This window comes from Lentibacillus kapialis (assembly GCF_014646635.1).
Lineage (GTDB): Bacteria > Bacillota > Bacilli > Bacillales > Amphibacillaceae > Lentibacillus > Lentibacillus kapialis.
The window spans coordinates 1-18,452 of record NZ_BMNQ01000065.1 but is presented as its reverse complement, the minus strand read 5'-3'; the positions used below and the strand labels follow the sequence as shown (position 1 = coordinate 18,452).

Below are 18,452 nucleotides of genomic sequence, written 5' to 3'. Positions count from 1 at the left end.
AGGAGAGATGTATCCGGCATATTATAAAGGCATACATGGACAGGAATACAAAAAATACAAATTATCGGATTTTCTCTAACGAAGATAGAAAAAAGGACTGGGCCGCACTTTGCCCGGTTTTTCTAAGGAATGAGAAAGCTGGCACTTTTCTTATAAGATGAGTGAAAAATTCATTGAAAAGTGAAAACGGAATTGTTGCTAAAAGCCTGTAATGACCAGGTAATTTGAAAACCCTGATCAAACGAAGAGTCATAATCCTATGTAATGGGGCTATGATAGGCAATATTTAATTGTTATGATCGAATTGTCAAGCTACAATGGCAAACATTTACAAACTGTTCAAATGAATAGCAAGTCTGACAGGTAAGGGCCGTACTTGCTGCATTACCAATCAATGTCATTCGGATAGTCTTCATTAAAAGTTATGTCGCTGACAGGGATGTTTTCTGCGCGAGAAAGTTCATCAATCTTCTCCCTGATGTTTTGATATTCGGTTCCTTTTTCAACAATCCGCTTGGCCATAACAGAAATGTTCTTGACGCGCTTTTCCCTGTCCCAATTTAGAAAACGGATGTTGAGCTGGTCGATGTACTGCACATAATAATTAGAAAAGTCCACCGACCAGTGATTCATGTTGTTCACCATCATCTTGAATGCATGCGGCGAGAGTACTTCTTCCAGTGATTGGATTATGGTTGCCTGAAACTGTCTTATGGACGTGATAATTGTATCCCATTCCGGGTGATTAACCTCTCTCTCCCGCATCTGAATGAAATCATTCAAAGCCGCGATGGTAAACAGGATTTGCGGATAGAGGGTGTTAAATGACAAATAGATGTTTTTGGTGGTTCCGGCCATATTCATAAATTTCAACGTATTCTCAGTCATCCCGTTATCAACGAATGTGCCTTCCCGGTGCCCCATGAACGCATGCCGCAAATCATAGCATAAACTCAGGATATAGATGCGCACATTTTCATAGGAAGCGGGGCACTGATCTTCATCTCCAACGAGGGTATGGATTGCTTCGTATAATTGCTCAAAATCGTAATAATCACCATAAAGTGTTATTCCCCCATAGTTCGGGGTGTGTTGTGCGTTCAGCATATTAGCAACTCCTTTAATAGTCTTATAAGGCCGGGAATCGCACCAATAGAACAGCAGTCAGCTTGCCCGTAAATACCCGATTCTTTCAACTGGCATATGGCAGAGAAACGTTTACCAGTGAATTACATTACATCAAGACGCCCCAACTACAAAATCAGCGTGACCATTTACCCGCTCTAAAGTTCCTCGCAATCTACAAAACAGGTGAGATCAACCGTGAAATCGATTCTTTTACTTTAATGGTCATTGAGCGCTGCTGGTAGTCTTCCAGTGTCAGTTCATCAGTAAGCTGCATATCATTTTCAAAAGCCTGACGCAGTTCTACGGTTGTTTTTTGATCGTATAAAAAAGCGTTCACCTCAAAATTAAGGCGGAAACTTCTGAGATCACTATTCGCAGTCCCCACGGATGCGGTGGTGTCATCGACAACCAAGGTCTTCGCATGGACGAACCCATTTCGATAGATGTATACCTTTGCGCCTGCTTTTAGCAGCTCCCCGACGTTGGAAAGGGTTGCCCAGTAGACAAACATATGATCCGGTTTATCGGGTACCATCAGCCGGACATCGATGCCGGACAGGGCGGCAATTTTCAATGCGTCCAAAAGGCTGTCATCCGGGATGAAGTATGGTGTCTGCATATAGATATATGTTTTGGCGGAGTTAATCATTTTTATATACCCATTCTTGATTTGCTGCCATTCTGTATCGGGACCGCTTGACACAATCTGTGCCCCGATATTTCCTGCTTCAGAAACGTCAGGAAAAAGCCTTTCCTCATAGGCGAACTTATGATGCTTGGACGCCTGATTCCAATCCAGGATGAAGCGGGTCTGCAGGGCATGCACGACCTTCCCCTCGGTTCTTAGATGCGTATCGCGCCAATAGCCGAATTTTTTATCCAAACCGAGATATTCATCACCAACGTTAAATCCGCCGATATAGCCGATTGTGCCATCAATAATGGCCAGCTTCCGGTGATTGCGATAGTTCAGGTGAAAATGCGGGAAAAAGACTTCCACCAGACCACCGGCGCGCTTTAGTTCCTTGTAAAAATGGGAGGATATCCCCCGGGAGCCCATATAGTCATACAGGACCCGTACATGCACGCCCTGCTCGGCTTTTTCAGTCAAGGCATTGACCAATTCCTTCCCAAGACCATCCTCATGAATGATGTAGTACTGAATGTGGATATGGTCGGTTGCATGCGCGATATCGTGCAGCAGGGCATCGAATTTTTCCCGTCCATCAGTGTAGATGGCTACTGCGTTATCCTGTGTAAAAAGAGATTCGTCATTAACGAGGTGCATATAAATATTGTCCTTATATGCGGCGCTATTTGCACTTTTAAAAGGGAAAGATCCGTTTTTAATGGTTTCGATTTGTTCAGCAATTTTTTCTTTAATACCAATTTTTTCCCGATCCGCCCAGTAAAACATCTTTTTCTTGGAAAAGTTCTGATTGAATATGAGATAGAGAATAAATCCAACTATTGGAAGAAACACCAAAACCATAAGCCATGCCCACGTCGTACTCGGATGTTGCCGCTCGAAAAAAATGATAGCGAGCGCGAATATGATATTGACAAAAAATAATATGCCTAAAATGATGGAGACAATACTCATCTAATCCTCCTTGATGGCTTGCTTTATGTCTGATGTCAGCTTACCGTAAAAATGGCTGAAAGAGCAACTGATAGAAGTGTATTTTTACAGTTGAATTGGGAACATAAAAAGATATGCCTGGTGTATCTAGAAATTCAATCCAGGTTTCAAAATATTTGTGTTAAAATAACTTGGAATCCCAAGCTGAATCTTCATACAACAAACGGGCCAATTTGCGGAAGATCGACTTCTTTTAAAACAAAGCGGAAATATATCCTTATAATGACTTTTTTAGAATTTTTGAACTCATTCATGGAATAGATGAGTAATATGTTGTTGCGTATATAAGCATATGCTAATATACTAATGATGCGAGGTGTTGCTCATGGAAAAAACAATAATTGAATTGGAAAATGCCGCCCAAACGTTAAAACTGCTAGGTGATAAAACCCGCTTAACGATTTTGGGATTAGTAAGAGAGGGGGAATGTTGTGTATGTGAGTTTGTTGAGGTTCTGCAAATGAGTCAGCCATCTGTTAGCCAACATTTAAGAAAACTAAGGGATGCGGGTCTTGTGAAGGAGCAACGGAGAGGACAATGGATTTTTTACTCCTTAAATACGTCTCATGCGACGTACCCGATCATTAAACAGGTTTTAGAACAGATACCTGATCAGAAAGAGAAATTATGTACACTAGAGGATGCGGGGCTACGTATCCAGTGTGATTTGTAGGGGATTTCATTTGAATTTAGCGATTGTAGCAACGATTATTTTTATACTTACGCTTGTGCTCGTGATTTGGCAGCCAAAAAATTTAGGCATTGGCTGGACCGCTTGTGGGGGAGCAATCTTAGCGTTAATTGTAGGCGTGGTTGACTTTCAAGATGTGTTAGCCGTAACGTATATTGTTTGGAATGCCACATTAGCCTTTGTAGCGATTATCATTATTTCCCTTATACTTGATAAGATTGGCTTCTTTGAATGGGCTGCTCTCCATATGGCTAGAATAGCCAAAGGTAATGGGAAGAAAATGTTTGTTTATGTGATTCTTCTAGGTGCTGTTGTTGCAGCCCTGTTTGCCAATGATGGAGCTGCGCTGATTCTCACACCGATAGTACTCGCAATGGTAAGAAACTTAAACTTTAAAGAAAAGATGATTCTGCCATTCATTATGGCGAGTGGTTTTATCGCGGATACTGCCTCGTTACCACTTGTTGTGAGTAACTTAGTTAATATCGTTTCGGCGGATTTCTTTGGAATTGAATTTATTGAATATGCGACACGTATGATTGTTCCGAACTTATTTTCAATAGGTGCAAGTATTTTGGTGCTTTATTTGTTCTTTAGAAAAAGTATTCCGGAAAATTATGATGTGCTTAGTATGATATCTTCCCTTGGAGAAATAAGTAAGCAAAAGAAAAGGAGAATAACTCACATGTCTAAAAAAATAATTTACTTTTTATGTACTGGAAACTCTTGCAGAAGTCAAATAGCGGAAGGCTGGGCGAAAAAGTATTTAAGCGAAGAATGGGACGTGAAAAGTGCAGGGATTGAAGCACATGGTTTAAATCCAAGTGCAGTCAAAGCAATGAATGAAGTTAATATTGACATCTCGGATCAAAAATCAGAAATGATTGATCCGGAAGTTTTAAATAATGCAGCTATGGCTGTTACGCTTTGTGGAGATGCGGCAGACAAATGTCCAATGACACCACCTCATGTAAAGAGAGATCACTGGGGATTTGATGATCCTGCAAAAGCAAAGGGAACAGATGAAGAAAAATGGGAGGTATTTCAACGTGTACGTGATGAAATTGGTGAGAGAATTAAGCGTTTTGCAGAAACAGGAGAATGAACATCAGAGAAGCCCATGAGAAGTCTCATGGTTTTCTGCAAGCTATAACATAAGGATGAGGAGATGTATAGACATGAAGAAAGTTGAAATCTATCCGGCAATGTGTTGTTCTATAGGAGTTTGTGGTCCGAGTACATCCGAGATACATGTAAAAATCATGTTTAATTAGGACGATACCAACATTTTAGCCAATTCAAAAGTAAAAGAACGATGGATAAATCAACTTTATTTGATGTAATGGTTGCAATTTCGTTTTATGTATAATATACTGTTCGTAAATCAAAAAAAATTGATTTATTAGTTGGAGGTGAAGTAATGGAATTAATTAAAAATGTAAATGAATTAAGCGAAGATGAGGCACTTGATTTTTATGAAAATATGTTTAATGCTTTAGCTGATAAAATTCGACTTAAAATTATAAATGAAATCAGTAAAAGTCCGAGCAAGTATTTATGTGTATGTGATTTAGAAGAAAAATTGGATTTAAAACAATCCAAACTTTCCTATCACCTAAAGAAATTAGTCAAAGTCAATATTCTTATACCCGAAAAACGTGGAACTTGGAACTATTATCGAATTAATGAAGAACAAATACAGGTTGTTTTATCTGAGGGTACTTGTTGCAAAATTTTTTAACAGGAGCATCTTTTTTATTTTGCTAAATACATCAAAAATCATTGTTTAATATATCAAAAAAAGTTGATATATTTAGGTGAGGGGTTTTACTTATGACAGATTCAATTATAGAGTTTATAAAAACATTCCTAATGCTATCTGCTGAATTGCTCGCATTATTTATTGTAGTAAGTTTTATTGTGAGTTTAATTCAGCAAGTAGTATCGGAAGAAAAAATCAAAAGGTTCTTAAACCGACCAAACATAGCTGTTAATTATATTCTCGGTACATTCTTTGGTGCAATTACACCATTTTGTTCCTGTTCAACAATACCTATACTTGCAGGCTTATTAAATTCAAAAGTACCATTTGGTCCTTCAATGAGTTTCTTAATTGCTTCACCATTAATGAACCCGGTTATGATTTTCATGCTTTGGGCACTCTTAGGTTGGAAAATTGCCCTCATATATTTTGTCGTGCTAAGTATTTTTAGTGTTTTAACTGGACTTGCATTTTCAAAACTTAATTTTGCAGAAACATATAAAAGTGTAACTGTTAAAGGTGATGGCTTTTTCAGTAATAAACAGGGATCTAGGGTTAAGCAAGCTCTAAATGATGCATGGGCATTTCTTTATCCAATGCTTCCCTATTTAGTCATAGGGGTTTTTATTGGTGCATTTATTTACGGATTTATTCCAGCAGATTTCATTACGAAATACGCCAGTGGTGATGGAATATTTGCAGTAATGATCGCTTCAGTTATTGGTATTCCAATGTACATTCGACCTGAAACTATGTTGCCCATTGCAGACGCTCTTGTATCCAAAGGTATGTCAATGGGAACTGTCATTGCGTTGGTCATCGGTGGTGCAGGTGCAAGTATTCCAGAAGTAGTTATGTTATCTAAGTTATTTAAAAAGAAATTTTTAGTGGCATTCATTTCAGCCATTTTAATCGTAGCTATAGGTACCGGTCTTATAATTAATTCAGTATTTTAAATTTAAAAAAGTAATTGTTGCTGTTAGTACATCTATAATTATTCAAATTATCCTTTAGAGGAGGTGATATTCATGGCAGAGAAAAAGTCTGGTCTTAAAAAGTTGTTCTCTAAGCCTAATCAAGACTGCTGCAACGTTGAAATAGAAGAAGTCAAATCAACGGAAAGTGAAAGTTGCTGCGGTTCTTCGGAGAAAAACAGTGAAGAACAACAGAAAGAGGCTTAACAATTAAAGAATTGTTAGGTATATTTAAACTGAAAGGGCTTTCCGAGCAGGCCCTTTTGGTTTAAAAAAGCATTCCTTGCTTGTTCATCAATCGGGCGCTTATCTCGAATAAAATAAGCGCCCTTGATGCTAGAACCACCTACCCGGTTTTTCGTAATTACTCTATGATTTATTTTGATATACATTTCGATTGTTGAATAAATGTTGTGTAAAAAGACTATACTAGAATCAAATTAATTGATTCATAGTATGGGAGCGTGAGTATATGTTGCTGTCGGAAGCATGGGGAAAGTACCAGTCTGATAAAAAAATTGAGGGTTATTATCCTCTTACTTTGAAGATGTATGGCTTTCAGTGTGACCTTTTAAAGCGTTATTTCGGTAATATCAGAATGTGTGATATGATATTACAACAGAAAATTTAAAACAATACCTGGGCGAATCTGGAAGACATTTAAAACCATCCAGTTTGGGGCATCGAGTAAGATTTGTTAAGTCGTTGTTTAAATGGACACATGAGGAAGGCTTTATCTTAAAAAATCCGGCTGCCAAATTAAAAGAGCCTAAGTTAGGTAAGCGAATTCCAAAGTTCCTTTCCGAACATGAAATTGAACATCTCCGGGAGGGATGTCATACATCGATGGAGAATGCTTTGTTTGAATTTTTTTATTCAACTGGCTGCAGGATTGGAGAAGTTGCGAAGTTAAATCGAGATGATATTAATTTCACTGAAAACTCGGTGATTGTACATGGAAAAGGTGACAAAGAAAGGGAAGTTTATTTTAATATACGCTGTGCGATTTGGCTAAAAAGGTATTTAGACGAACGTGTCGATGATGAACACTGTCTATTTGTCACAGAACGTAAACCTATAAGACGCATGAGTGTAGACACATAAGATACATTGTTTAAACGTATATCATCCAATCGTGCAGGAATCAAAAAAACAATTCATCCCCACCAATTACGTCACAGTTACGCTACACACATGGTAGACAATGGAGCCCCTCTTGAAGTAATCCAAAGCCTTCTTGGTCATGAAAAGAGTGAAACAACAAGAATTTACGCTCATCTTAGTGGAAAATTGAGGCATGATCTTTATAGCAAGTATTTTTGATATACATTTACATTACTTTGGAGAAAATTAAAAATCCCTTATTTGAACATTTATGTTGATGCAAATATAAGCTATAATAAGATCATACCTTAATGGAGGTGAATGATATGTCTATGCCAGAGAAAATCATTCAGGAAATTGACATGTTGAGTGAGCATGACAGACAAAAAGTACTCAAAAAGATTAAGGAAAAGTATATGGCTAGGGACGTCATTTTGCTAGGTGAAAGTTACTCCTGGTGGGATAATGAGGAGGATAATATATATAATGAGCGGTAAAATGAAACAGGGTGATGTTTGGTTGGCAGATGTCCTTTTTAAAGGGACCCGTCAAACTAAACAGCGCCCTGTTATTATTGTTGGAAATGAACTGGCGTTAGATGTGGATGTCATTATTGCACCGGTTACCAGTCACAAACCAAGAAATCAATTTGATGTTGTTTTGGAATATTGGAAAGAAGCTGGGTTGTTAAAACCATCCGTAGCACGTACCTCAAAGATCACTTCTGTCCACGGTTCCGAATTAAAACGTCATATTGGTGAATTACATAACCATGATCTTGAACAAGTACTAAATATGTGTAAAAAATTATTTTAATAATGCAGTAATTGTTTTAATTCTGCAAAAGGGCCAGATTACGGAATATCCTGATTGGAGTGATTCAGTTGAAAAAAATTTATGTGGTACGACACTGTAAGGCCGAGGGGCAGTCATCCGAATCGCCGCTCACTGAAGAAGGCTTTAGAGAGGCAAATGAATTAGCTGCATTTTTTGATAATGTTAAAGTTGAACGGATCATTACGAGTCCGTATAAGCGTGCCATTCAAACTGTACAACCACTTGCAGAACAGCTAAATGTTGAAATTGAAATGAATAGCCAATTAGAAGAACGTGTACTAAGTACTGAACTGTTACCAGATTGGTTGGAAAAGCTAAGAATGACATTCGATAACCCCGGCTTAAAACTTGAAGGTGGCGAGTCAAGTGAAGAGGCTGCAAACCGAATCGTGGAAGTTGCAGAAGGTGCTTTTAAAAGCGAATTTGAAAATACAATAATTGTGACACACGGGAATTTAATGGCTTTGCTTTTAAACCACTACAATAAACAGTTCGGTTTTGATGAATGGGCAAATCTTAGTAATCCTGACATATACCTTTTAAATTCAGATAGCAACGAGGTAACTTCTGAGCGGATAAGATATGAATTAACGAAATAAAAAAATATGGCCGTGTACCACAATCGGGCGCGTTTCCCTAATAAGAAATAGTACCAGTATTATTTATACGGGTTGAAATAAATGTAAAGCTATGTATGGAGGTTTAATAATTATGAATCAGGATGCTCAGGCGTACTGGAATGAATATTGGGAAGATCGAGATCAGCCTCAGTCAGTTAGTGCATGGCAATTTGGAGATGATCCTGATTACCTCGCACGATTGGTGAAAGATGGCATTAAAACTGCCACATGCTCGGGATATATATTTTATGAACTGGAGAATGAACCTGTTCCAACAACAGAAGATTACAGTATTATATTAAACAGTCACGACAAACCTGTAGCAATCATTAAGACGGTAGAGGTTACAATAACTCCAATGAATGAAGTTACTGAGGAGTTTGCTATTGCAGAAGGTGAAGGGGATAGGACTTACCAATATTGGTGGAAGGCTCACGAAAAATTCTTTGGGAATGAATTGAATGCAATCGGACGGAAATTTTCTGAAGATATGCTCCTTGTTTGTGAACGCTTTAAAGTGATTGATGTAAAAATAAGTAAAAGATCCACTCTTAAGTAAACGGGCGCTTTCACGGAATAAAAGAAACTTTTCATATGGCCAATTCGTAAGAGTAAGAAAGCTCGATTAAACGAAAGGATGGTTCAAGATGTATGAGTATGAATTTGTTAATATTGAAAATGACTGGCATGGCAAGCCTAAAGAAAATGAGGAAGATATTATAAAAACGTATGCAAAAGATGGATGGCGGTTACATTCAATTATTCCACTATCGACAACCACTGGCGGGACAACTAATTTAAAACTTATTTTTGAAAAAGAAACTCATTAAAGAGAATAGTTTTATCTGTAAATGATTAACGGAATTTCGGTATACCGCAAACAGGCGCGTTTCTGTAACAAAGACTTGCGCCCTGTATTGCAGAATTGGGCCAGATTGCGTAACAGCTCTGAAACATTTTGAGGACTCGATACGTCTAATAATATAAATAAGTTTGACGCATTAAAAAACTGCTAGGAGGTGTAAGTAAGTTTTGAAATGGTCTTTTTTATTTATTGTTGCTTTTTTTATAGTAATTTTTATAGCAGGATGCGATAGTGATAAGAATAATGGTTATAACGTAACTGAAGAACACGAAGGTATAATTGCAAATATAACAAAGTCCGAAACGAGAGGTGATGATGATGAGGGGTATCGTATGCTTGTAATATCGGATGTAAGTGTTAATGATATTTCAGGAAAAACAGAAGATGAGTTAACAGATGTAGCTCAAGAAAATAATGGCGCTTATTATTATATGAATGAGGATATCTATGATGAAGATAAGTTAGAAGTAAATCAAGGTCTAAAAGTGAAAGTTTACTGGGGAGGAGATGAAGGGGATTCAACCCCCCCCCTGTGCGGAAAGCAGAAAAGATAAGTGTTATTCCAAATTAGTTTATTAAAGAATCGGGCGCGATAATCGAGAAACGTTTGCTGTTATAGAGCCATTATGCTGAAGTGGGATGGGGTCATCTTTAAAAGAAAATCTACTATTTTATTCGCAATCATATTAATTGGATTATTACCTGCGTGTAGTTTTTCTGGCGATGATAAAACAAATGAAGTTGAAAAGACAAGTTCTTATTTCAAGGGAACTATCAAGAAAATTAACGGTAACAATGCACTCGTTTCTGCCAAAATATTTGAAGGTAACCCTGAAAGTGACGTGTTCGTTGACCTTTCTGTCAATAGCGATAAAAACTTTCAAGTTGGTGATAAAATAAAAGTAGAATTTGATGGTAATATTTTGGAATCAAATCCTGCTCAAATTAATACACTTTCTGTTGAATTGATTGAGTAATAATATAGGAATATTAATTCCTTAATCGGGCGCAAATCCGGAATAATCTTATACGGAACATAGTTTATTGTGACATTAAGTGTTATAATAAAATAAAATATTCATGGAAGAGGTGATTATTCTCATGGATACAGCCAAAGAACGCTTATTTAAACTTATTAATGAGATTCCTGAACAGGAAGCTGATAAGATTCTGGACTTTGCGGAATATTTAAAAGCTAAAAGGGATAAAAAATTGTCTGAGGATTTAACCAAGGCTAGTGAGAGTAGTCTGGACTTTTGGGATAATGATATCGATGACGAGGTTTGGAACAATGTATAAACAAGGTGATATTGTATTAGTACCAGTTCCGTTTAGTGATTTAAAAGAACAAAAGCAGAGACCTGTACTGATTATTTCAAGGGATAGTTATAACCAAGTGACTGAAGATATCGTTGTTTCAGCCATAACGTCAAGACTAAAAAACCTTGATTATTCAATAAAGCTTGAATCAAAGGATTTAACAGAGGGTGAACTTTAAGTTACATCAGAAATTAGAGCAGACAAAATATATACGCTGTCCAAAAATATCGTCAGGAAAAAATTTGGACAGTTAAACAGAGAAATTTTGGAAGACGTTCGGATAAGAATAAAAGAACTTATAAACAATTGATTGAAAAGGGACTTTGACACAGTTCTCTTTTTTTATAACGTCAGAAAGTATAAATTATGGATGACCTTATAAGAAAAGCTTCGGCATTCGCTATAAGACGAGGCGAATGCCGAGTTTTTCTAACTCTCATTGCAACTCTTTCAATATTTTTACTAACATTATTGAGTGCAATGTAAAACATAGTCACTTCATAACCATATTCTTTGGCTTTCGCTATTTGTTTAAGTGTATTCTTTCCAGCAAGGGTTGTTTCAATTGAAAAATCCTTACTTTCCTTTATATATTGATTAACTGATTTAATGACTTCTTTTCCCGCGGTAATTCTTTTGGCAGTCGGATTTTCTGGATCCAATCGTCGTGCAATAGCATCGGCATCAATGTTGATATCAACACCAATTTTGTCGATAATCAAATTGCGAAAAGTGCTCTTACCACTACCGTTATTACCTGCAAACACAAAGAGTATTGGGTGATGCGTATGCATTAAGATTCACCGACGTCATGGAAGGGTACAACTTTACCATTAGGGTATTCCTTTACAAGCAAACCGTTTTTGTCGTATATAATATATGTGTTATTTACTTTAGCATCAATTCTGGCTCGCTCACCGGTCATCTTGGCCCATTTGTCTACCCAGCCGTATTTTCGTTTGGATTCATTGTTTTGCTGTTTTAACATAAGAATCACCGCCTTTATTTCATTATATCAGATTGTCGGTGTAATTATAATATTTGTTGCCTTTCGAATTGTTTTCCCTAATACTAATTAGTATTAGGGAAAAATTGTTAAGCAATCGGGCGCTTTTCCCTAACAAGGATTAGCGCCGATTTCGTATATAAGGATCAGATTGTTTATTAAAATTATGTTAGGATTAAAACAATTAAATACTTATCTGATTTGAAGGGAATGAAAATATGCGGGATAAGGTTAAAGGTTTATTTGAGAATAATGATTTAGCATTATTACTAGCTGGAGTTGTTACGATATTAGTGAGTGTTTTTTTATTAAATCCACTAATTCAAGAGCCATTTACTATTATGGGGATCCTAGCATTAGTCGGTATTATTATTATTTTCAGGGTGTTTATAACAATATTTAAAAAAGTATTAGGTAATAAAAATATAAATATTGGTTCAAGTTATATGGCACTTGGTTTGGTTTCAGTATGCCTATTTATTGTCCTTATACAGTAAAACATTATTAACCAATCAAGCGCGGTAATCGAACAAAAGTGTGCGCAACTGAATTAGGCAATTTAGCAACGATTGGATAATTGGAGGAACTTTTATGAATTACATTTTTAATAAAATGACACAGGAACAAGCAGAAAGCATTGCTTTAAACTGGCACTATGATGGGGAATATTCTTTTTATGACCTTGCAGCTGATGAGGAGGATTTGGCAGAATTTTTGAGTCCCCAGGAACGTGGGGATAAATATTATATTGTCAATAAGGGCAATGAAGTAATTGGGTTCTATAATTTTAATCACAAGGGTTATTCTGTTGATATTGGGTTAGGTATGAAACCTGAATTGACCGGAAAGGGATTGGGTTTGGACTTTCTTCAAGCTGGACTAGATTTTGCGATATCCACATATAACCCTAATGAAATTACGCTTTCAGTTGCAACCTTTAATGAAAGGGCTATTAAGGTTTATAAAAAAGCAGGTTTTGAATCCGTTAGCACTTTTATGCAAGATACAAATGGTAGTCGTTTTGAATTTGTGAAGATGAGATACGAATGCACCGAAAGTAGTTAAGTATTCTTCCGTTAAAGGGCACGAATGTTTAATAAAAATTCGAGCCAATATTGCACCATCAGGCCAGTTTATTGAATAAAAAAACGTAAAAAGATGGCTTATAGGTGATCCGTTAATTGAAAAAATAGGTCTAGCCGATTTTGCAAACAATGAACGTGCCATTCATTTATACAAAAAACTAGGATTTGTGGAATAAGGACGTAGGATAGAAGAATTAAAATTTAACGATAAATACATTGATGAAGTTTTGATGTATAAGTTTATTTAATCCTCTTCCGGAATCGGGTGCAAGAACGGAAAAAGGATGTGCTTCAATCGGGCGCTTTTCTCAAATAAGGATTATCACCAATATTGATTTTCAAGTGTATTAATCATATAATACATAATAAAGGTGTATTAATCATATAATACACCTTTATTATGTATCCGAAGGGAGGCCTGAGCTTATGAAGAAAAAAGCAACCTTTTTATCAATATTTGTTTTATTATTTGCACTTTTATCCGCTTGTACAAATAATACTGGTGCTTTAATAAAACCAAATGAGAATAGTATGGTTATTCACATAAAAAACAACTCCAATATTGACTTTTATTCGATAGAAATCAGTACTGGTGGTGACATCATAGGTGGTATAAGTAATGCTGATGGCTCTGAAATTCGAAAAGGGGACACACTTAGTAAAAAATATACTGATCAAGGAGACTTTAACTTAGAAGGCAAAAAAACATTTAAATTTGCATTGTTAAATGAAATGGAACAAAAGGTACCATTGAAGGAAATAACACTTGAATTAGCAACAAACAAGGAATACTCTTTTGAGATCACTGGTGATTCGATAAATGAAGCTGGTTTAAAAAGAATAAATTAACATTTCCTCAAACGGGCGCATTCGCGGAGTAAGAAATGTGCCCACTATGGCCTTCTTGGCCCATTATGTTGAACAATAATACTGGAGGGAGAATCGTTTGGTAATCTTTGCAGAAATATTATAGGCAGTTTCTTTAGCAGTATTAGTTTTTAGTTCATTTATGTATTTAAAAGATTTGGCAAATGAGAAGAAACAAAGGGACCTTGCATCTTGTGTTAACAGTGGGTGAGTTTTTGAATGATGTTGAAGATACATAATAATTAATCCTGTATTTACTCTTTATATTAGAGTATCATAAAACAATGACTAGGAAGAAGGAGGGTATGCTATGCCGAACTTAAAAGGTCATGTAATACTTATCACAGGTGCCAATCGTGGTCAGGGAAAAGCTATCGCTGAGCATCTTGCCTTATTAGGTGGCACTGTAGTAGTTGGTGCCCGGAATTATGACAAGGCCCAGGAAGTGGCAGTGGATATAGGTGAAGACCACGCATATCCGGTTCAGTTGGATGTCACAAAGGAATCACAGTGGAAAGCAGCTACGGATAAAATTATGGACCAATTGGGTAGAATCGATGTCCTAGTTAATAATGCCGGAGCTCTAAAGCGCAAATCTTTTACAGATACAACTATGGATGATTATCAGGAATTGATTAATGTGAATCAGCTCGGAGTATTTCTGGGGATGCAGGCAGTTATTCCGCATATGGAGAAACAGCAGAAAGGTTCTATCATAAATAATTTATCGATCTCAGCGTTTGCCCCAATCAGCCATTCCTCTGCTTATGCTGCCACAAAAGCATCTGTGGTTGCGATGTCTAAAGCAGCAGCCATTGAATTGGGGCAAAAAGGCATTCGGATTAATATGGTTCATCCAGGTGGAATCGAAACAAAAATGGCCACCCAAGGTGAAGGTATTCCAGATTCTTATAATTCAGTTCCTTTGGGACGTATCGGACAGCCGGTCGAAATTGCTCAGGCTGTAGCGTTCCTTGCCTCTGATGAAAGTTCATATTGCACAGGAACAGAAATTGTCGTTGATGGAGGCATGACATTGGGAAGTTCGGAAGGCTAAGGGAACATACAGGTACATATTTAAAGAAATGTTTCTTTAGAATTTCGAAAAAGAATGCCATTATACAATATCAACTAATAGCAGTTCAGGACTATGCAAGAATCGGGGCGCCTATCTGGAATAAGGCTTGGCGTCTGGGATGTACATAAGAGTCATTTTGCTGATAAGAAAATTCATTAAAATAGCATACGGGAGCTAATATGGATTTAAAGAGTGAAAAGGACATTTTAAAAGTAATTAATGAAGATGATTGGATGATGGGTATTTTAACTACGGCAAAGTCACTGAATTTACCCGATTGGTGGGTGTGTGCTGGTTTTGTTCGTTCAAAAATTTGGGATATATTACATGGTTATAGCGAAAGGACACCTATGCCTGATATTGATGTAATTTATTTTGATGATACAAATAAAAATGAGACTGAAGAAAAAAAGCTTGAACGAAAGCTGAATAATATCCACCCTAATGTACCTTGGTCTGTAAAGAATGAGGCAAGAATGCACCTTGCAAATAAAATTCCATCTTATTCATCGTCAGTTGATGCTATATCCAAATTTCCAGAAACAGCAACATCCTTAGGCTTAAAATTGGATGAACGTGATGCTTTAACATTAGCTGCCCCACATGGAGTTAAAGATGTTTTGAATTTAGAGGTAAAGCCAACCGATTATTTTAAAGAGGATAAGGAACGTGTTGCTATCTATGAGGAACGTATAGCAAAGAAAAGATGGAAATCAAATTGGGATAAGATTAAGGTTCAGCACATTAAGTCATATTAAACTAACGGATGCAGTCTGAATAAACATTGTGCCGGAATCTGATCCTTATTTGGTATAAGGGAAGGGGGAGCTTTCTTTGCATATGGCTTTTATTCTATTTGTTTATAAGAGGGGTGGTTTGGTGAAATTAGCTTGGATTGCTTGGTGGATCGTTAATGCTTTTTGGTTGGCCTTATTTGCAGCAGGGTCGATTTTTTTAGCACAAAGAGACGTAGATGCGACCGGTTCTATTCAAACTCCGGAAATCATTATGTTAAATATTTTGGTTTTAGCATTACCGTTTTTGATCCCTTTGCTCATTCAAATTGGCTGGCTAGTTGCAATGCTGGTTATTAAAAACAAAAGAAATAAAGAAATGACCGTTCAGGGATAGGGCGCGAGAGTCGAAAAAAACTAAAACGAACATACAGCGCCTGATTCGCCATTGTAAGGGATGAATTATAGTGATAGTGGTGGAAAAGCAGAATATAAAATGAGGATGGCTTACCACTAAGGTGGCGTTAACATTGCAAGATGAAAAAAAGTTTTCTTGGGTGAGCTATACATCTTTTGGATTAGGAACTTTATCTTTTGTTATAACTATTTCCTTTTGCTTAAGCGTGCTACCTGGGGTTTTAAAGCTAACTGTATACTCAGTACCAATTAGTGTTCCTATTTCTATAGTACTTGGTGTAATAGCTTTACGAAAAAAGAATGAGAAAAGATTATTAGCCAACATAGGTATAACCTTAGGATTAATAATTGGAATTTCTTTGTTCTTTATTATAGGATTTTTTTGGCTTATTACTCCTGTTCATCCAAACTAAAAACAGGAGTGCTTCAAGAAATCGGCATATAGTGAAAAAGTAATAATAGCTCTTTTTATGTAATGGCGGGTTGTTCTTCCTCAATCGGGCGCAGTAATCGAACAAAAGGCAGCTGTGTCCCTTATTAGTTCATCGGGCCAATTTATTGAATAAGCATACAAGGGGGAGTTTGTATGTCAAAGTATTTCAAAGGGAAATTTTTAATATCAAAAATTATGTTAACTATTGTACTCCTAAGCTTCATAACACTATCTCAGTACGAATTAATTTCTAATACATTAAATTCATTTTATGCGGGAGTAGCCCTTATTGTATTTTTTATTGTGGATAGTAATTTGAGGAAAAATGAATGGTATTATTAATCACACGGGCGCTTTTCTGTAACAAGAATGCGCTCTTCTTAATGAATCGGGCCAGATTGTGGAAGAAGATGAGTTGTTAATCGTATTTTCTAGAGTCAGATAATGGAATAAGAATTTACAATCACCTCCTAATTATGAGTTACATATGATGAGTTTATAGTCATATGTCTTGGGAGGAATTTTTCAATGAATAATCCTTATTATATGCACCCTTATTATTTGAATGCTTATGGTAATGGACCAAGGTGCAATTGTGGTAATATGTTTGGCTCTGGCTATGGAAATATGTCGCATGGGATGGGTTACGCAAACCAATATTGGTCATACCCAAACACTCAAGGATATACTGGTAACAACATATTAAACGACCACGGAAGAGAACCTTTTGTAGTGAATATTCATCAGGCTGCTAGGCAAAACAACACTTTCCGAACCACTATATGGACTGGAAACTATATGCAAGTGACTTTGATGAGTATTAATGTTGGTGATGATATAGGCTTGGAGGTTCATCCTAAAGGTGACCAGTTCTTGCGTATTGAGGAAGGTCAAGGGTTTGTTCAAATGGGCAAAAGTAAAGATTGTTTAGATTTTGAAAGGTATGTATGTGATGACTCTGCCATAATGGTACCTGCCGGTGCATGGCATAATATAATTAATACAGGCAAAACTCCTTTGAAGCTTTACGTCATTTATGCCCCGCCTGAACATCCATTTGGCACTGTTCATAGAACAAAGATGGATGCTGAAGCAGCTGAAAGTTAAATACCTATAGTCCTCTGGAATTGGGCGCACTAATCGAATAAGAAAGCTTTTTTGATACCAAAACAAATTGCGTCTTGTGCTGGTTTAAAAAGGATGCTGAAGGAACAAAGAATAAAAATGTGTACAAATATTGATTACGTGGTATAATTAACATAGGAACATTATAAGTGCATACAATAATAAAGACCGCCCATGCAGTTACATGGAACGGTCGCAATAGACCGAACCCCGTCAAGAAGGGAAAGGTAGCGAGCGAAAATAATCCCTCACGGACCTGCTAAAGTGCATGAGGGATTATTTTCTATGGTTATTATCAGAAACGATAAACGCAACTAACATCCCGAAGGATATCATGAGCGTTAGCGCACTAACAATGTCCATTGGCAAGCACCTCCCTCCCCGGGAAGTCTCCCAACGAAGACTAACGGCAGATCGACAGTGCCACCAAACCCCTCATGCGAAGCCAGTCTATTGACTTCTATTATAACATATTGCGATTATTTATACTGTAATTTCTGAGGAGATTTTATTCTTCTTCAAACTGGACATGATAAATGAATATCTGTAATACGAATCATTCTTTTGTAACATAACACTATTCAATCATCGGGCGCTTTCCTTGTAACGTCAGAAAGTATAAATTATGGATGATCTTATAACTCGAGTTTCGCACCCTGATAAATCAATAAAAAAGCGCCATGAAAATGGATAAAAAAACGTAAAAAAACCCGCATGAACACTGGCTTTTGGTATAATTAAGGTACCAATCCAAATCATGCCAA

The 18,452-nt window shown here is 36.8% G+C and carries 25 protein-coding genes and 2 pseudogenes; 23 read left to right on the top strand and 4 right to left on the bottom strand.

Annotated elements, in window-relative coordinates:
• Positions 1-384: 384 nt before the first annotated feature.
• Both IEW67_RS15600 and cls read right to left on the bottom strand, forming a co-directional pair.
• Entirely contained in the window at positions 385-1,107 is a 723-nt protein-coding gene (locus tag IEW67_RS15600; protein WP_188634011.1) for a DUF6904 family protein, read from the bottom strand.
• A 193-nt stretch (positions 1,108-1,300) separates the two neighbouring features.
• Entirely contained in the window at positions 1,301-2,731 is a 1,431-nt protein-coding gene (cls, locus tag IEW67_RS15595; protein WP_188634010.1) for a cardiolipin synthase, read from the bottom strand.
• A gap of 364 nt (positions 2,732-3,095) precedes the next feature.
• Here cls and IEW67_RS15590 point away from each other — a divergent pair, with 364 nt between their 5' ends.
• The 15 genes and pseudogenes from IEW67_RS15590 (at position 3,096) to IEW67_RS15515 (ending at position 11,253) form a co-directional block, all read left to right on the top strand.
• Positions 3,096-3,443, top strand: a complete 348-nt coding sequence (locus tag IEW67_RS15590) for an ArsR/SmtB family transcription factor (RefSeq protein WP_188634009.1) — start codon at positions 3,096-3,098, stop codon at positions 3,441-3,443.
• 10 nt (positions 3,444-3,453) lie between these two features.
• Complete coding sequence (arsC, locus tag IEW67_RS18420) at positions 3,454-4,566, top strand: arsenate reductase (thioredoxin) (RefSeq protein WP_188634008.1); 1,113 nt, start codon at positions 3,454-3,456, stop codon at positions 4,564-4,566.
• Between the two features lie 315 nt (positions 4,567-4,881).
• Positions 4,882-5,202, top strand: a complete 321-nt coding sequence (locus IEW67_RS15575; protein ID WP_188634006.1) for an ArsR/SmtB family transcription factor — start codon at positions 4,882-4,884, stop codon at positions 5,200-5,202.
• Positions 5,203-5,294: 92 nt separating this feature from the next.
• Positions 5,295-6,179, top strand: a complete 885-nt coding sequence (locus IEW67_RS15570; RefSeq protein ID WP_188634005.1) for a permease — start codon at positions 5,295-5,297, stop codon at positions 6,177-6,179.
• A 72-nt stretch (positions 6,180-6,251) separates the two neighbouring features.
• On the top strand, positions 6,252-6,404 hold the full coding sequence (locus IEW67_RS15565; protein WP_188634004.1) for a hypothetical protein: 153 nt from the start codon (positions 6,252-6,254) through the stop codon (positions 6,402-6,404).
• A gap of 639 nt (positions 6,405-7,043) precedes the next feature.
• Positions 7,044-7,520: pseudogene (locus IEW67_RS18500) on the top strand (tyrosine-type recombinase/integrase).
• 107 nt (positions 7,521-7,627) lie between these two features.
• Positions 7,628-7,798, top strand: coding sequence for a hypothetical protein (locus IEW67_RS15555; RefSeq protein WP_188634003.1), 171 nt, complete (start codon positions 7,628-7,630; stop codon positions 7,796-7,798).
• Positions 7,788-8,117, top strand: coding sequence for a type II toxin-antitoxin system PemK/MazF family toxin (locus IEW67_RS15550; protein ID WP_229671892.1), 330 nt, complete (start codon positions 7,788-7,790; stop codon positions 8,115-8,117). Before IEW67_RS15555 ends, IEW67_RS15550 begins: the two co-directional genes overlap by 11 nt.
• 68 nt (positions 8,118-8,185) lie before the next feature.
• Positions 8,186-8,737 (top strand): histidine phosphatase family protein, encoded by a 552-nt coding sequence (locus IEW67_RS15545; protein ID WP_188634002.1) that lies wholly within the window; start codon positions 8,186-8,188, stop codon positions 8,735-8,737.
• A gap of 112 nt (positions 8,738-8,849) precedes the next feature.
• Complete coding sequence (locus IEW67_RS15540) at positions 8,850-9,317, top strand: ASCH domain-containing protein (RefSeq protein WP_188634001.1); 468 nt, start codon at positions 8,850-8,852, stop codon at positions 9,315-9,317.
• 88 nt (positions 9,318-9,405) lie between these two features.
• Positions 9,406-9,588: a DUF4177 domain-containing protein gene (locus tag IEW67_RS15535; protein WP_036578625.1), complete on the top strand. Its 183-nt coding sequence runs from the start codon at positions 9,406-9,408 to the stop codon at positions 9,586-9,588.
• 202 nt (positions 9,589-9,790) lie between these two features.
• Positions 9,791-10,177 carry a hypothetical protein gene (locus IEW67_RS15530; protein ID WP_188634000.1) on the top strand — a complete coding sequence of 129 codons (387 nt, stop codon included), beginning with the start codon at positions 9,791-9,793 and terminating at the stop codon, positions 10,175-10,177.
• A gap of 72 nt (positions 10,178-10,249) precedes the next feature.
• Complete coding sequence (locus IEW67_RS15525) at positions 10,250-10,600, top strand: DUF3221 domain-containing protein (RefSeq protein ID WP_188633999.1); 351 nt, start codon at positions 10,250-10,252, stop codon at positions 10,598-10,600.
• 124 nt (positions 10,601-10,724) lie between these two features.
• The gene (locus tag IEW67_RS15520) at positions 10,725-10,922 is read left to right on the top strand and encodes a DUF2281 domain-containing protein (protein ID WP_188633998.1); all 198 of its coding nucleotides are present in this window, start codon (positions 10,725-10,727) and stop codon (positions 10,920-10,922) included.
• Positions 10,888-11,253: pseudogene (locus tag IEW67_RS15515) on the top strand (type II toxin-antitoxin system PemK/MazF family toxin). Before IEW67_RS15520 ends, IEW67_RS15515 begins: the two are co-directional and overlap by 35 nt.
• A gap of 40 nt (positions 11,254-11,293) precedes the next feature.
• Here the strand turns inward: IEW67_RS15515 and IEW67_RS15510 are convergent.
• Together IEW67_RS15510 and IEW67_RS15505 are read right to left on the bottom strand one after the other, a co-directional pair.
• The gene (locus IEW67_RS15510; protein WP_188633997.1) at positions 11,294-11,737 is read right to left on the bottom strand and encodes an ATPase; all 444 of its coding nucleotides are present in this window, start codon (positions 11,735-11,737) and stop codon (positions 11,294-11,296) included.
• Positions 11,737-11,931 carry a hypothetical protein gene (locus tag IEW67_RS15505; protein WP_188633996.1) on the bottom strand — a complete coding sequence of 65 codons (195 nt, stop codon included), beginning with the start codon at positions 11,929-11,931 and terminating at the stop codon, positions 11,737-11,739. Before IEW67_RS15505 ends, IEW67_RS15510 begins: the two co-directional genes overlap by 1 nt.
• Positions 11,932-12,167: 236 nt before the next feature.
• Here IEW67_RS15505 and IEW67_RS15500 point away from each other — a divergent pair, with 236 nt between their 5' ends.
• From IEW67_RS15500 to IEW67_RS15465, 8 genes are all read left to right on the top strand, one after another.
• Positions 12,168-12,446: a hypothetical protein gene (locus IEW67_RS15500; RefSeq protein ID WP_188633995.1), complete on the top strand. Its 279-nt coding sequence runs from the start codon at positions 12,168-12,170 to the stop codon at positions 12,444-12,446.
• A gap of 94 nt (positions 12,447-12,540) precedes the next feature.
• Complete coding sequence (locus IEW67_RS15495) at positions 12,541-13,014, top strand: GNAT family N-acetyltransferase (protein ID WP_188633994.1); 474 nt, start codon at positions 12,541-12,543, stop codon at positions 13,012-13,014.
• A 446-nt stretch (positions 13,015-13,460) separates the two neighbouring features.
• Positions 13,461-13,883 carry a hypothetical protein gene (locus IEW67_RS15490; RefSeq protein WP_188633993.1) on the top strand — a complete coding sequence of 141 codons (423 nt, stop codon included), beginning with the start codon at positions 13,461-13,463 and terminating at the stop codon, positions 13,881-13,883.
• Positions 13,884-14,211: 328 nt separating this feature from the next.
• Positions 14,212-14,958: an SDR family NAD(P)-dependent oxidoreductase gene (locus IEW67_RS15485; RefSeq protein WP_188633992.1), complete on the top strand. Its 747-nt coding sequence runs from the start codon at positions 14,212-14,214 to the stop codon at positions 14,956-14,958.
• Positions 14,959-15,158: 200 nt separating this feature from the next.
• Positions 15,159-15,737, top strand: a complete 579-nt coding sequence (locus IEW67_RS15480) for a nucleotidyltransferase family protein (protein ID WP_188633991.1) — start codon at positions 15,159-15,161, stop codon at positions 15,735-15,737.
• A gap of 82 nt (positions 15,738-15,819) precedes the next feature.
• Positions 15,820-16,110, top strand: a complete 291-nt coding sequence (locus tag IEW67_RS15475; RefSeq protein ID WP_229671894.1) for a DUF3923 family protein — start codon at positions 15,820-15,822, stop codon at positions 16,108-16,110.
• 133 nt (positions 16,111-16,243) lie between these two features.
• Positions 16,244-16,543, top strand: a complete 300-nt coding sequence (locus IEW67_RS15470; RefSeq protein ID WP_188633990.1) for a hypothetical protein — start codon at positions 16,244-16,246, stop codon at positions 16,541-16,543.
• Between the two features lie 548 nt (positions 16,544-17,091).
• A complete protein-coding gene (locus IEW67_RS15465; protein ID WP_188633989.1) occupies positions 17,092-17,670 on the top strand; it encodes a cupin domain-containing protein in 579 nt (192 codons plus the stop codon).
• Positions 17,671-18,452: the final 782 nt, after the last annotated feature.